14 protein-coding genes and 1 pseudogene are annotated in these 14,236 nt (G+C 54.4%); 12 read left to right on the top strand and 3 right to left on the bottom strand.

What is annotated here, in order from left to right:
* Positions 1-20: 20 nt before the first annotated feature.
* The 7 genes from LOY35_RS14230 to LOY35_RS14200 all read left to right on the top strand — a co-directional run bounded on the left by LOY35_RS14230 (position 21) and on the right by LOY35_RS14200 (position 6,611).
* Positions 21-872: a hypothetical protein gene (locus LOY35_RS14230; RefSeq protein ID WP_258623722.1), complete on the top strand. Its 852-nt coding sequence runs from the start codon at positions 21-23 to the stop codon at positions 870-872.
* Positions 873-1,080: 208 nt separating this feature from the next.
* Positions 1,081-2,037 carry an AraC family transcriptional regulator gene (locus LOY35_RS14225; RefSeq protein ID WP_258633630.1) on the top strand — a complete coding sequence of 319 codons (957 nt, stop codon included), beginning with the start codon at positions 1,081-1,083 and terminating at the stop codon, positions 2,035-2,037.
* Positions 2,038-2,185: 148 nt separating this feature from the next.
* Positions 2,186-3,544 (top strand): benzoate 1,2-dioxygenase large subunit, encoded by a 1,359-nt coding sequence (benA, locus tag LOY35_RS14220; protein WP_258623716.1) that lies wholly within the window; start codon positions 2,186-2,188, stop codon positions 3,542-3,544.
* Complete coding sequence (gene benB, locus LOY35_RS14215; RefSeq protein WP_258623715.1) at positions 3,541-4,026, top strand: benzoate 1,2-dioxygenase small subunit; 486 nt, start codon at positions 3,541-3,543, stop codon at positions 4,024-4,026. Before benA ends, benB begins: the two co-directional genes overlap by 4 nt.
* A 65-nt stretch (positions 4,027-4,091) precedes the next feature.
* Positions 4,092-5,105, top strand: a complete 1,014-nt coding sequence (benC, locus tag LOY35_RS14210; protein ID WP_258623713.1) for a benzoate 1,2-dioxygenase electron transfer component BenC — start codon at positions 4,092-4,094, stop codon at positions 5,103-5,105.
* Positions 5,106-5,137: 32 nt separating this feature from the next.
* On the top strand, positions 5,138-5,899 hold the full coding sequence (locus tag LOY35_RS14205) for a 1,6-dihydroxycyclohexa-2,4-diene-1-carboxylate dehydrogenase (protein WP_258623710.1): 762 nt from the start codon (positions 5,138-5,140) through the stop codon (positions 5,897-5,899).
* A 340-nt stretch (positions 5,900-6,239) separates the two neighbouring features.
* Positions 6,240-6,611: a hypothetical protein gene (locus LOY35_RS14200; RefSeq protein ID WP_258623709.1), complete on the top strand. Its 372-nt coding sequence runs from the start codon at positions 6,240-6,242 to the stop codon at positions 6,609-6,611.
* Between the two features lie 232 nt (positions 6,612-6,843).
* Here LOY35_RS14200 and LOY35_RS14195 read toward each other — a convergent pair whose 3' ends face one another.
* On the bottom strand, positions 6,844-8,127 hold the full coding sequence (locus tag LOY35_RS14195) for an OprD family porin (protein WP_258623708.1): 1,284 nt from the start codon (positions 8,125-8,127) through the stop codon (positions 6,844-6,846).
* 1,090 nt (positions 8,128-9,217) lie between these two features.
* Between LOY35_RS14195 and LOY35_RS14190 the strand changes: the two genes are divergently transcribed.
* Positions 9,218-9,727, top strand: a complete 510-nt coding sequence (locus LOY35_RS14190) for a hypothetical protein (protein ID WP_258623706.1) — start codon at positions 9,218-9,220, stop codon at positions 9,725-9,727.
* Positions 9,728-9,773: 46 nt separating this feature from the next.
* Here the strand turns inward: LOY35_RS14190 and LOY35_RS14185 are convergent.
* Positions 9,774-9,869: pseudogene (locus tag LOY35_RS14185) on the bottom strand (IS5/IS1182 family transposase); the annotation flags it as partial.
* A gap of 123 nt (positions 9,870-9,992) precedes the next feature.
* Here LOY35_RS14185 and LOY35_RS14180 point away from each other — a divergent pair.
* From LOY35_RS14180 to LOY35_RS14165, 4 genes are read left to right on the top strand one after another with little or no spacing between them, the layout of a single operon-like run.
* Positions 9,993-10,151: a hypothetical protein gene (locus tag LOY35_RS14180; RefSeq protein ID WP_258623705.1), complete on the top strand. Its 159-nt coding sequence runs from the start codon at positions 9,993-9,995 to the stop codon at positions 10,149-10,151.
* 17 nt (positions 10,152-10,168) lie between these two features.
* Positions 10,169-10,393: a DUF2188 domain-containing protein gene (locus LOY35_RS14175; RefSeq protein WP_258623703.1), complete on the top strand. Its 225-nt coding sequence runs from the start codon at positions 10,169-10,171 to the stop codon at positions 10,391-10,393.
* Positions 10,390-10,818: a DNA methylase gene (locus LOY35_RS14170; RefSeq protein ID WP_258623702.1), complete on the top strand. Its 429-nt coding sequence runs from the start codon at positions 10,390-10,392 to the stop codon at positions 10,816-10,818. The genes LOY35_RS14175 and LOY35_RS14170 overlap by 4 nt, the downstream gene beginning before the upstream one ends.
* Positions 10,819-10,867: 49 nt before the next feature.
* Complete coding sequence (locus tag LOY35_RS14165; protein ID WP_258623700.1) at positions 10,868-12,325, top strand: S41 family peptidase; 1,458 nt, start codon at positions 10,868-10,870, stop codon at positions 12,323-12,325.
* Positions 12,326-12,430: 105 nt separating this feature from the next.
* Here LOY35_RS14165 and LOY35_RS14160 read toward each other — a convergent pair whose 3' ends face one another.
* Positions 12,431-14,056, bottom strand: coding sequence for a methyl-accepting chemotaxis protein (locus LOY35_RS14160; RefSeq protein WP_258623699.1), 1,626 nt, complete (start codon positions 14,054-14,056; stop codon positions 12,431-12,433).
* Positions 14,057-14,236: the final 180 nt, after the last annotated feature.

Here is a 14,236-nt window from a genome sequence, read left to right as displayed (position 1 = left end):
GACGACTGTGAGGAGTGATAATGGAGTGGAGTCGTTATGGCAACCCCGCAATGGTCGACTGGGAAGGGCGCGGGTATTTTGCCTACCCTGACGTAGTGACCATGCCTCCCGGAAGGGAAGTCGGGCAGTTGCCGCAGGAGGGTGACTACTTTCAGTGGTTGGAAGCCCTGAGACGGGCAAAGCTTGGCGATTTCAGCTCATTGCCAGGGCTCGTCGAGTTGGGCAGCGGCGACACCCACCCGGTAAACCGACGCCTATGCGCGGAGCTGCTAGGCGATGCCGGACCGACGTCTACTGTCGACACTCTCGCAACACGACTGGCATCCGAAGACGTGGGCCTTGAACTCACACTGGCCTGGGGCGCAGTGCTCACGCGGCGCGGAAAGCTGGCAGACATTCCCATCGTTCTCGCTGCGTTTGAACGGGTCGCGACCATCAGCGATGCCGAGATCCTGCCAGTGCATCTCTCGGGCTGCCTGGAGACGGGATACGAACTCTGCGACCACCAGGACTACGAGTCACTGGACAGCTATCGCAACGCGGTGCTGAACAGATGCGCCGAACTGGCAGGTAGATTCGGTACGGACCAGGTCTGTGTCGACGGCGGTGAACCGCTGAGTGTGATTGGCCTGGCCCAGCGGATTCTACGGCGCCTGCGAGAACCTTGCTTCCCATTCGAACTGCGCCGGCGCTTCGAATGTGCGACCGGCATCGACTGCTCTTCCTTTTACCATGACCGGGTGTTCCGACCGATGCAGGCCGCAGCTCTTATGGAGGCTTTCCTCGAAGACTCCCATGCCAGCAGGTTCGAAAGTGGCGTCCGTTATTTCTTCGGGCATCGTATTCCGGATCAGCTCACCGGTTATCGCTGAGTAATTGTCACGGGGCAGAACGCAATTCAAAGTCTGATGGTTAAGTGGGAGTACACTCGGACTGTGGCATGCTTGATCGTCAGTCCACATGGGGCGCCTCATTGCGGATGCGCCGTTAAGCCTGGAGGCATTCGCACCACGCCAGGCGCAGGTTTCTCTTCGGGTGAGCGTAATGACTCTATTATTTGCAAGTTCGAGTGCCAAACCGGTGGATAGCCATCTGCTCAGTGAGCGCAGTAGCATATTTCGGGATGCGGATCCTTACGCGGTGTCCGACTATGTGAATCTGCATGTTGGATCCCATCGCATCGGCCTCTCTCGAACCGCGCACCCTCAGGCCAGTCTGAACCATCGCAAGTTCGCCGATCTCGACCTGTGCCGCATCAGCTATGGCGGAAGCGTACGTGTCACGTCGCAGGCACTGGAGACCGTTTACCATCTTCAGGTGCTGCTTAGCGGCAACTGTCTGTGGCGAGGCCATAAACGCGAGCACTACCTTCTCCCGGGCGAACTGCTGTTGATCAACCCAGACGATCCTGTCGATCTGACGTACTCGCGGGATTGCGAAAAATTCATTCTTAAATTGCCCGTTCATTTGCTTGAATCGATATGCGATGAGCTGCGGTGGTTTCGGCCTGCGACGGGCATACGTTTTCTGCGTAATCATTACCAACTGGACGAGTTGGAGGGGTTCCTTGGCTTGCTGGCAATGATTTGCCAGGAGTCCGAGGCCAGTACGCCAATCAAGCGGGTGCAAGAGCATTACACCCAAATAATCGGCAGCAAGCTGCTGTCGCTCATGACGACCAATGTCAGCCGAGAAAGCGCCGGATCGCAATCGGCCAGCTTCGATCGCATTCTCGATTACATAGACCGGAATCTGAAACAGGATTTGAACGCTGAGCATCTGGCACAACAGGTCAATGTCAGCACAAGGTCTTTGTACGTGCTGTTCGAGCGCCAATTGGGTATCACGCCTTTACAGTACATTCGCCAGCGCAAACTGGAACGCATTCACGCCTGCCTGAGCGACCCGGGTTGTCCGGTCCGCAGCCTTACTGAAGTGGCGCTGGATTATGGTTTTCTTCACCTGGGCCGCTTCTCTGAACTGTACCGTTCGCAGTTCGGCGAGCTTCCTTCGCAAACCCTCAAATCGCGTTTCTAGATACGCCATCCTGGCATGCTGATGCCGCTAATCCATTCGGTGTGATGGCTGCGCAAAATGGATAGTGATCTGCGGGAACCGGATATTGCCTCCTGAGTTGTCTGCCTAATCTGATCGGGCCTGAACAATAACAATGGAGGCCCTGGCCATGTCCCTGGGAAACGACTACCTGAATGCCCTGCTTGATGAGGACAAGGAGAACGGCGTCTACCGCTGCAAGCGGGAGATGTTCACCGATCCGCGTCTGTTCGAACTGGAGATGGAACACATCTTCGAAGGCAACTGGATTTACCTTGCCCACGAAAGCCAGCTTCCCAACAACAACGACTTCCTGACCACCACCATGGGGCGTCAGCCGATTTTCATCGCGCGCAACAAAGACGGTGTGCTCAACGCTTTTCTCAACGCCTGCAGCCATCGCGGCGCCATGCTCTGCCGGCATAAGTCCGGCAATCGTTCCAGCTACACGTGCCCGTTTCACGGCTGGACGTTCAATAGCAGCGGCAAGCTGCTCAAGGTCAAGGAGCCAAGTGACGCTGGATACCCCAAAGGCTTCAATTGTGAAGGTTCTCATGACCTCACAAAAGTCGCTTGTTTCGAGTCCTATCGCGGCTTTCTGTTTGGCAGCCTGAACCCCAACGTAAAGCCATTGGCGGAGCATCTGGGCGAATCTTCCAAAATCATCGACATGATTGTGGATCAATCGCCGGAGGGGTTGGAGGTACTGCGTGGCTCCAGCTCCTATATCTACGAAGGCAATTGGAAACTGACGGCCGAAAACGGCGCTGACGGCTACCATGTGAGCTCCGTTCACTGGAACTACGCAGCGACCCAGAACCAGCGCAAGCAACGCGAGTCGGGTGAAGAAATCAAAACCATGAGCGCCGGCAGCTGGGCAAAGAATGGCGGTGGTTTCTACTCTTTCGACCATGGTCATCTGTTGCTATGGACTCGTTGGGCCAACCCCGAGGATCGACCTGCCTATGAGCGCCGTGATGAGCTGGCACGCGACTTTGGGCAGGCGCGCGCCGATTGGATGATCGAAAACTCCCGCAACCTCTGCTTGTACCCGAACGTGTACTTGATGGATCAGTTCAGCTCGCAGATTCGCATCGCTCGGCCCATTTCGGTCGATAAGACTGAAATCACCATTTACTGCATCGCCCCTAAAGCCGAGAGCACCGAGGCGCGCGCCAAGCGTATTCGTCAATACGAAGACTTCTTCAACGTCAGTGGCATGGCAACGCCGGACGATCTGGAAGAGTTCCGCTCCTGCCAGACCGGTTACGGCGCTGGTCGCGGATGGAATGACATGTCTCGCGGCGCAAACCACTGGGTAGAGGGCGCAGACACCGCAGCACAGGAAATCGATCTCAAACCGTTGCTCTCCGGCAAACGCACCGAAGACGAGGGCCTGTTTGTACTGCAGCACAAATATTGGCAAGAAACCATGCTCAAGGCCGTGTCCGGCGAGCAGGAATTGATTCCAGTGGAGGCCGTGCAATGAGTACTTATGACGTTGTACGTGACTTTCTCTACCGCGAAGCGCGCTACCTGGACGATGCTCAATGGGACCAATGGCTGGAGCTGTACGCCGTTGATGCCACCTTCTGGATGCCTGCATGGGACGACAACGACACGCTGACCGAAGATCCGCAAAGCGAAATATCGCTGATCTGGTACGGCAATCGTGGTGGCCTGGAAGACCGTGTATTCCGCATCAAGACCGAGCGCTCGAGTGCGACCATTCCGGATACGCGTACCTCTCACAACCTGAGCAACATTGAAATTGTCGAGCAGACCGAAGGGCAGTGCATGGTGCGCTTCAACTGGCACACCTTGAGCTTTCGCTACCAGGTAACGGACAGCTATTTCGGCAGCAGTTTCTACACCCTTGACCTGCGCGGCGATCAGCCGCTGATCAAGGCGAAGAAAGTTGTGCTGAAAAACGATTACGTCCGCCAGGTCATCGACATCTATCACATCTGATCAGGCTGCGGCGAGCGCTATCGACGCATTCGAATATCGGCTCGACGCTGTGAGCGAGGTGCAACATGAGTTTCCAGATCGCATTGAATTTCGAAGACGGGATTACCCGCTTCATCGAGGCCGAGGGGCACGAAACCGTCGCTGATGCGGCTTATCGTCAAGGCATCAACATCCCGCTGGACTGTCGTGACGGCGCCTGCGGCACCTGCAAGTGTTTCGCCGAGGCCGGGCGTTACGACATGGGTGACAACTTCATCGAAGACGCCCTGAGCGAAGACGAACTTGCCCAAGGGTATGTGCTGACTTGCCAGATGCGCGCCGAGAGCGATTGCGTCGTGCGGGTGCCCGCAGGTTCGCAAGTCTGCAAGACCGAACAGGCAAGCTTCCAGGCAACGATCAGTGATGTACGGCGGCTGTCTGAAAGTACCATCACGCTTTCGATCAAGGGCGATTGCCTGAACAAGCTGGCGTTCCTGCCGGGTCAATACGTCAACTTGCAAGTACCCGGTAGCAAGCAGACTCGTGCCTATTCCTTCAGCTCGTTGCAGAAAGGCGGTGAAGTCAGCTTCTTGATCCGTAACGTACCTGGCGGTCTGATGAGCAGTTTCCTGACCGGCTTGGCCCAGGCCGGCGACAGCATGAATCTGGCCGGTCCCTTGGGCAGTTTTTATCTGCGGGAAATCAAGCGGCCATTGTTGCTGCTGGCTGGGGGGACCGGGTTGGCGCCATTCGCAGCCATGCTGGAAAAAATCGCAGAGCAGGGCAGTGGGCATCCGGTGCACCTGATTTATGGCGTCACCAATGATTTCGACCTGGTCGAGCTGGATCGCCTGGAAGCATTCGCCGCGCGCATACCCAACTTCAGTTTTCGCGCCTGCGTGGCCAATCCGCAAAGCACCTATCCGTTCAAGGGCTATGTCACCCAACACATCGAGCCACGGCATCTCAACGGGGGCGAGGTAGACGTATATCTGTGCGGTCCTCCACCTATGGTCGAAGCGGTAAACCGCTACATCCGTGAGCAAGGGATCAACCCTGCCAATTTCTATTTCGAGAAGTTCGCGCCTGCCGCGGCCTGAATCGTTACGGGAACATTCCGTCCGAGGTTGTCATGAAAAACAGATTCGAGAACAAGGTCGCGCTAGTCACTGGCGCAGCTCAAGGAATCGGTCGGCGCATTTGCGAGCAACTGCTGGCCGAAGGCGCGCGGGTTGTCGCGGTTGATCGATCCGAGCTGGTGCATGAGCTCAAACAGGACGACGTATTGACCCTGGTTGCCGATCTGGAGATACATACGGAGTGCATGTCAGTGATGGCCACCGCCGTGGAGACCTTCGGCAGCCTAGATATATTGATCAACAACGTGGGCGGGACAATTTGGACCAAACCGTTTGAGCATTATCAGGCCACGCAAATAGAGTCTGAAGTGCGTCGCTCGTTGTTCCCGACCCTGTGGTGCTGTCACGCGGCGTTGCCCTACATGCTCAAACAAGGGAGTGGCGCGATTGTTAACGTCTCGTCAATTGCCACCCGCAGCATCAACCGGGTTCCTTATGGCGCAGCCAAAGGCGGGGTTAACGCCTTGACCGCTTGCCTGGCTTTCGAGAATGCCGAGCGTGGTATCCGGGTCAATGCGATCGCGACCGGGGGCACCGAAGCGCCACCGCGACGTATCCCTCGCAATACCGCGCAGCCAACCGAAGAAGAGAAGGTCTGGTATCAGGAAATCGTCGACCAGACGATTCAAAGCAGCTTGATGAAACGCTACGGGACGATCGATGAACAGGTCGCGGCGATCCTGTTCCTTGCTTCGGATGAGGCTTCCTATATCACCGGCGTGACGCTGCCGGTCAGTGGCGGCGACCTCGGCTGATTCGGTAAATGGCGCCCGCGCTGGTAAGCATGGTGAACGGCGCCTGCGTCGGTCAGGTTATGCGCTGACCTGCATGTGTTTGTCCAGGTCGTGGGTCATGGACGAACCCGGGAGGGTGTACGATGATAGCTGCGCCTGATTTACTGGGCGTTTGCCCAGTGATCCGCATCGATGCGATCCGGCTGGACACCGAGCCGATAGGCTTGCGTGCCAGCCGATTGCCTCGTCGGTTCGCGTGAATCGTCCAAGTGGGGTTTACGAGATGCTTGAGGTGTTTTTTGAGGCGGCGAATTGTCGGGGACAGAGTGGGCGCATGTAGCCAGAATGGAGGAAGGCGACGATGGCGAATTACCATATCTATTTTGTTAAGTTGAAAAAGAGAAAGTTTAAACATACCCAACCCACAATGAATGATTACCTGGATTCTTTGGTCGCCCATAGAACTCTCGGAAAACAACCAGCTTATAAAACTCCTTTTTTATGGGTGGAGGCTATATCTGTAGGCTTCATAGTCGCCTCTCATGTTGCTGATGCTGCAACTTTTGCCAATACTGGCGCTGGGTTGTTATTGGCTCATGTCGATTTTGATGAGGTCCGGAAATTATCCTCGCTAGACGTTTTTGATTTCGAGCTCAGTGAGGATTGGGCACAAATTGGGCTATACATACAAAATATGAAGGACGACGGAAATACCACGAATGGTTTTCCCTAGGCTCTGTACGAAAAGTCTTGAGACGAAGGTCAGGCAAGGCGAAAACAGCCGAGGAAGCGCAGTGTACTGGAGTACATGAGCATTCCGAGGCTGTTTTCAACGCAGCATGAACGAGTCTCAAGGCTTTTCGTACAGAGGCTAAGGTTCAGGCCGATCCCGAAGTCATAGAGCTGTGGGTAGCGATGCCTCCTCGGCGGTAGAGGATATTCAAGGCCACCGTGAAGCGACCCGGTTAAAAACGTCCCAACTTGAGGGGGTACTCAATCACGATGTAAATCCGGTCAATGTCATCCCCGCCCTGAGCGCTATTGGCCCGATGTGACACTTGGGACACCTGCACGGACAAATCCTTGGCCGGCCCCGATTGCACGATGTAGTGCAGATCGATATCCCGCTCCCAATGGCGTCCGCCATCCCCTTGTTGCGGGACGAACTGGCCGGCGTCCGAAGCAAATGGGTTGTACGCCCCACCTTGGGGGGCGTGGGTACCGTCGATGCCGCGACCGATAACGTAGCGGGTCATGAATTTCAACCCCGGGACACCGAAAGCCCCCAAATCGAGGTCGTAGCGGGCCTGCCACGAGTGTTCGCCGGCACCGTTGAAGTCAGCGTATTTGATGGAATTGGCGAGGTAGATCGAGTCACCGCCGACAAAGTCGAAGGGCGTGTCGCCATGGATCTTCTGATAAGCCAGGGTGAATCCCTGAGCGCCGACAGTATATTTGCCAGACAAGCTATAAGCGGTGTTATCAATCGCGCCGGCCACGGCGTTGCCGTAAGCCTGAGTGTGATAAACGTTGCTGTCCAGAAAGAACCCGGATTGCTTCAGATGCAGGTTGGCGTAGTACTGACGCCAGGTGTCACTCAGCTCGGACGCGTACAGAGCACCGCCCAACGGCTGATCCTCGAATAATTGGGCGCCGAGGAAAGTGATACTGCCGGTCTCGGTGCTCACCCCATAACCGGTGAAATCCCCTTTGCGGGTCGAGGCTTCCTGATTCTTGAAAGCGGTGAAGCGTCCGGCCTGTAAATGCACGTCGTCGACCTCCCGGCTGTCGAGCAGAAACCCCGTGGCGTATTCCGGTTGCAGGCGTTTGTCGGCGGTGTCGAACACCGGGGTTTCCACGGTCATCTCACCGTAGGCCAAGGTGGTTCGGGACGCGCGCAGCTTCAACGCGCCACCGGCACTGGAGAAGTCGCTCTCACTGCGACCATCCGAATCCAGCGGCAGCAAACCCGTTCCGGAATGCCCCTTGCCTCCATCCAGTTTCACACCGAGAAAACCATGGGCATCGACACCGAAACCGACGGTGCCGGGGGTAAAGCCGGAGGCAAATGAGGCGATGAAGCCCTGGGCCCACTCTTGTTTATAGTTTTTGTTCGCCGGGGAGGGGGACCGGTAGTCATTCTGCAGGAAGAAATTTCGGCTCAGCACATCCAGGGTTGAACCGTCCATAAAGCCTTGCGCCGATGGCTCGGCGGCCAGGGCCGTGCCGCAGGTGCCGATTAGCAACATGGATAACCAGAGCCTGGATCGTGGCCATGGTTGCGCGCGGGCCTTATTGCTGTGAAGGCTCCGGGTTTTCAGTACTTGGGTTGCGGTACGCATGCTGTAGCCAGTTCGCTGAAGAGGGCCTGATTATTGGTCGCGGGGGGCTGGCTGGTGAGTTAAACGTTGTTAATTTTGGGTGGTTACGACTCAGTAAAGTGGGTAACCATATCTGATTATCTGAGACCAAATCCTGCCATGGACACAAGGACGCCACCAAGACTGCTTTAGCGCGGGTGATCAATTGTTCGGTGCGGCGAGCCATACTGTGCTTATCGGTCAGAGCCAAGCCGGGATCGGTGGTCTAGATATTGGCTCGCTTTAATTTTGTCTGAAATTAAGCCTGACTCGATTGATAGCGATGTTTCTTTTGTATTCGATATAGGTAGTCGAGGTCTATCGTTTCTCAGTCGATTCTGTGTGATTTTATAGAAACATTGGAAGCGAGAGATATTCGAACAGCTATGAAAACAGCTTATTGCAAATCATACCTGCGGACGTTTGATAATGGATACCACAGGACTTCATCAGATATTTTTTTCCAAGAAGCCTATCGAGTCGTGCAACAACGGTTGCCATTTCCTTATGGCGGCGAAAAACTTACAGAATTTCTCTGGCGTCAAGAATTCTTCATAGACGCGAATCGCAAAATTGACGTCAATAATGCTTTCCTTTCCAAGAGGCGCAAGCAGGGTAGCCTCCAACTAATACTTAACAGAAAATGGCGTGATAGCATTTTGATCTAAGTGTCTTTAGTTCGCCGCAACTTTCTAGTCTACGCTCGCATTAGTGCCTCTTCGTCAGAGGCAACCAGCGCCATGCTACACACTGTTCGCAATAGATAGCATCACTGACTCAGGGGGTTAGAAAGGCTGAACAACCTGATCATTTGATGCACTTAACGGCACCGGCGGATGGCGCAGTTCAGCAATTGGCTATTCACACGGTCGGTGGAGTAGCGACAGCCGCCCAGAGCAGCATCTGTCGGAGGGACTCAGGGCGATGCTCAATCCTGATTGAGCTGGCAAACAGATAATTATTTTTTGGTGGAGAGAAGATGGGTACTAACATTTCCGATCAATCTAGGGTTGCCTACAGAAATTTTGCCATCTTTAGTTTTGTTGGTTATTTGGGGTTTATGATTGTTATTTTGTGGCATCAGTCCATATCACACATTCCGGTTATATTAAACGAGTCGTCAGGTGTTCTTTCAGAGGAAAGGTTTAAGGGTAAAGCCATCACAAAAATCAGCGATGGGGAGAATGTATACCGGTTTACCTGTGCTTCAAATTTAGGAGGCTATCCTACGTGCATAACAAAGCAGAAAAGTTCAGATTTGTTAGGGAAGCGTGCCCGTGTTTTCTGGTATGAGCAAAAGTTTTTGCCTGCGTTGGGCCAGCGGAAATTAGTAGTTCTGGTGGTGGATGGTAAAGAGATCATCAGTAGAGCGATGTCCGAGGAGAGGTTGGCTAAAGGTAAGAAAGATAGTGTTTGGATTCTCGGTGGCGTTGGTTTTTTTGCACTTTGCATTTCCGCCTTCTATTTAAGGAAGGCAAGTAGGAATTGAAGTGGATAAAAATACATTAGAAGCGATTTCCAGTGTCCTGTCTTACCTAGGCTCTGTAAGAAAAGAGATGTCGCAAACATTGCATGGAATAAGCCAGTGAAACCATGGCGGCATAGCTTTTCGTGAGCTTATCGAAGCGTGTCGATCAAGCCTTGCTCATTCAATCTCAGGTAGTCGGGCTAAAGCTAACGCAAACTCGTAAAGCATTGAACGCCTCGCCACGCCTGTCCTCCAATCACTATCAGAAAGATGAAGGAGAACCAGCATGCAGCCTGAGACTGAAGGACATGAAGAGCACGGCCCTAGCGGCGTGCCCTACATAAACGATCCGGAAAAGCCCACTTCACCGCCCTTGAACGATGCCGACGCCACCGATGCAGCCGAGGCGGAGGAAGATATTCAGGACGAAGCAGAATCCATTTAAATGTGAGGAGCAAGGCAATGGACAACTATCACCTGAGCCCTTCTGCAGATGGCTGGGAACTGAAGAAAGCCGGTGCAGAGCGTGCTTCCAAAAAAGCGGCCACCAAGCAGGAGTTGATGAGCGCTCTGACAGATTTCTTTGATGGCAAAACCGCCTCGGTGAAGATTCACAAATCCGACGGCTCCATTGAGGAAGAACGCACCTATCCGCGTTCCGCTGACCCCAGGCGATCGAAGGGGTGACCCCAATTTCCACTGCCGATCTCGGTATTGAGACGGACAACCCGAGCGGCCACGGAGTGTATCGGTGGCTGCTCGCCAGTTTTCTGATCGGTAAAAGGATTCGTTCCTCTGTCGCCATTGAGGCGTACCGGAATCTGGTTGATCGATATGGCCTGGATACGCCTGCAAAGCTCGCCCGATGCCCACATCGAGATCTTGTCAGGCTCCTCGGGCAAGCGGGCTACGCACGATACGATGAATCCACGGCGCGGCGACTGCACGAGCTTGGTGTGGGCCTGGATACCGAACTGGAATCTCGAATGAACGCGTTGCAGAGCGGGTCAATGGAAGTAGCTGAGTTTGAGCAGTGGTTGCTCAGTTTTAACGGTATCGGGCCGAAGACGTTGGAGATCTTCAAGCGCGGAGTTGTTCTAGGAGACAAATAGGTACAATCAGCTTTGGCATGGAAACTCTTACACGGTCGATCGTTTTGATATGGATGTTGTTAAAGGTTTTTTGACTGTAGTTCTGAGCGTCGGGGTTGTCGGCTCTGTGTTTGCCGATGAGTCGCCCAAGGATGGATTAGTCGACATGACGGTGAGAGACCTTTCCGCCGTTCACCAACTGATCGTTTCCTCTCACCCAGGCGCCATAGATCAGGAAAATAAAGGTTTTACTGACTGGGTTGAGCGAGGCTATCGCGAGGCAAAGCAGTTGGCCCAGCGTGTCAGCTCGGAGAGGGATGCTCAAGCCGTTCGGGGTTTCTATATTTCAGGATTCAAGGACGGCCATGTAGGCGTTTATCCATCCAGCAAAGGCAAATCTTCCTGGGCCGGTTACGTGCTGGATAGGAGAGGGGAGGACTTTGTCGTCAGTCGTATCGCAAAGGAGTGGCCTGTCCCTTTGCCTCCAATCGACTCGAGAGTCATCTCGTGTGACGGGAAACCGGTCCGCGAGATATTGGCTGACGAAATATCGCCTTATGTAGATCGCCGACTGGATTTGAAATCCACCTGGAATTACTTGGCCAAGCATTTGACCGTTGATGATGCGGACTATCCAGTGCTTGCCCGTAAACGGGCAAGCCATTGCCTGGTCGTTCTGCCGAACGGAGTGCAGCAAAACTTTACGTTGTCATGGCAGGAGGATCGCGGGCAACTAAACAATTTGCTGGCTCAGCCTCAACCACCTCAGGTCCTGAGGAACCTCGGAGGCGGGCGCTATTGGGTGCACGCATCGAATTTTGCACCTTCGGCAGCCGAGAATACGTCCCTCGAAAAAATGCTCGGCGCTCTCAAGCACATCGATGATGCCAAGCTTGTTGTACTTGATACACGTGGCAATCGCGGTGGTAACAGCTTGGTCGGGGCAAGAATTTTGTCTGCTTTATTGGGTGAACCGTTTGTCGAAAACCTGGATCAATCCTCTCGGTCGTATGCAATGTGGCGGGTTTCTCCTCTTGCGCTTGCCACACTGAATAACGCGTTGGCCAGCATGGAAAACGGTTACGAAAAAAACAGCGACACCTACAAGTTTGTTTCTGGTATGCGTGAGTCGATGAGCGCTGCGCTTGTGGAGAGGAAAGACTGGTTACGACAGCCAGAAACGCCTTCGCTCGATCAAGACCGCTCTAAGGATTCGAACCCAAAGACATTCAAAGGCCAGCTTGTGCTGGTGACGGATTCATTCTGTGCAAGTGCCTGTCTGGATTTTGCCGATGCGGTTCTGGCCGTTCCCGGAGCGATCCATTTTGGTTTACCAACGAGTGGTGACACGTTGTATATCGACATTGGCTCTCAGGTCTTGCCAAGCGGGGCGCGGTTCTGGTTGCCCTTGAAGGTCTGGAGAGATCGAGTGCGGGGGAATAATCAAGGTTATGAGCCGCGATATGTTTTCGATGGCGACATAAATGACACGCCAGCTGTTCAGGAGTGGGTGCTTGGTTACTTTTGAGCGGGGCAGCGGGAACCCAGCCTCCTAGGCCGGCGTAGTTGCTCAAGGTTCAACTCTCTAGCCGATTGCTAAGCCCCGCCTCTTACCCGCCCGCGGTCGTTGCGATTAGACGCTGAACCGCCGCAGAATCACTTCCAGTCCATTGGACATCGCCTTGAGTTCCTGGGTCGTTCGCACGATCCCTCCTTGGGCGGCGGCGTTCTCCTCGACGCTTTGTGCCATTTTTTCTACGTTGCACGCGACCTGCTCACTGGCTGCGCGCTGTTCCTGCAACGACAACGAAATGAAACTGACAGCAGCAAGAGATTCGTCCAGCGCGCTCTTGATCCTGCTCATGGACTCGCCTGCACTTTCGACCAGTTTCTGGCCATGGGTCACGCGCTCGGAGCCTGCGGCCATGCTCTCTTTGGCTTTGCTCATGCCGTTTTGAATCGCGCTGACCAACGTGACGATTTCCGTGGTGGATTGAGCGGTACGAGCAGCCAGGCCGCGAACTTCGTCTGCTACTACGGCAAAACCTCGTCCTTGTTCGCCGGCTCGGGCCGCTTCGATGGCGGCATTCAACGCAAGAAGATTGGTCTGTTCAGCGATGCCCCGGATCACACCGACAATCAGGCTGATGTCGCTCGACTGAATAGCCAACTGATCGATATCGGATGAGCTTTGCGCAACCAGATCGGCAATGTATCCCATTTCCTGAATGGACTCGTGCATCACCGCCATGCCGTCATCGGTGATTTGTCCCGCTTTCTGCGTGGTGCTCTGGGCCTGTTTTGCGTTGTCGGCAATATGGGTGATGCTCACGGAAAGTTGCTCTACCGTGGCGGCCATGGACGAAGCTGTCTCGCTTTGCAGGGCGGCACTGCTCATTCCCTGTTCGGAAGAAGCCGACAATTGCAGGGTGGTACCCTCGATCTGCTCGGAAGCATGGCCGATCTTGCCGATCACTTCGCGCAGGCTATGACGCATAGCCTGAACGGAGTGCAGAACCCCGGTCGATGGCTGTTGCTGATCCAGCTGTGTACTGGCCAGTTTTCCTTGGGCTATGTTCGAGCTGATGGCGGCGAGTTCTGTGGGTTCAGCACCGAGTTGGCGGCTCAATAGCCTGGAAAAGTACAACCCGTAGGCCGCACCGGTGGCCAGCGCCAAGACCAGAATCAACAGGCTGAGTTTGAGATAAAAGGTGTAGGCGATCTGCTGCTGATCGAACTGGCTTTTGGCTTCGACCAGTTGCACTTCGATCAGCTCGGAGAATTTGGCTGATAAGGGGTCAATCAGTGGATACAACTGATCGGTCGCAAAGCGCGCGATACCGGCATCGTCGTTCTGACGCAACATGCTCTGCAGGTTTTGCAATGGCCCGCGGGAGGCGTCCATCAGTGGCTCGATTTGCGCGATCAGATGCGTTTCTGCCGGGATCAGTTCCGTCGATTTATAGGCTTGCCATGTTTGATCGATTTCCCGCTGGGCTTGCTCTATACGGGTCAGCGATTCGGCTTTGGTAAAGGTGCCGTTCCGCGTCTTGTGGGTAGCATCGACGATGTCCACGGCGTATAGGTCAGCAATTTTTTTCAAGTCTCTAAGGGGTACGACTCGATCGAGATAGACTGTCTCCAGGCTGCGTACAGCGGATTGCATCCCAAAGAGTCCGAGGCCGCCGACACACAACAAACCAAACAGTAACGAGCTAGTGAGCAATAGGAGATGTGTCCTGATTTTCCAGCTTTGCATATTCCATTATTCCTAATCACCTGGAACGGGTTTCTGATCGAAAGGGCAGAGCCAGGTGTTGCATACCCAATGAAGGCACAATGATATCGTGTTCTGTGTGATCTGAAGTAAAGGAACGGCGACCCCGCCTTGCCTGATTACGCCGGCTGTCACTCATGCGGCAGTAACTCGTCACATGGC

The organism is Pseudomonas sp. B21-028 (assembly GCF_024749045.1).
Lineage (GTDB): Bacteria > Pseudomonadota > Gammaproteobacteria > Pseudomonadales > Pseudomonadaceae > Aquipseudomonas.
This window is presented reverse-complemented; position numbering and strand designations above follow the sequence as displayed.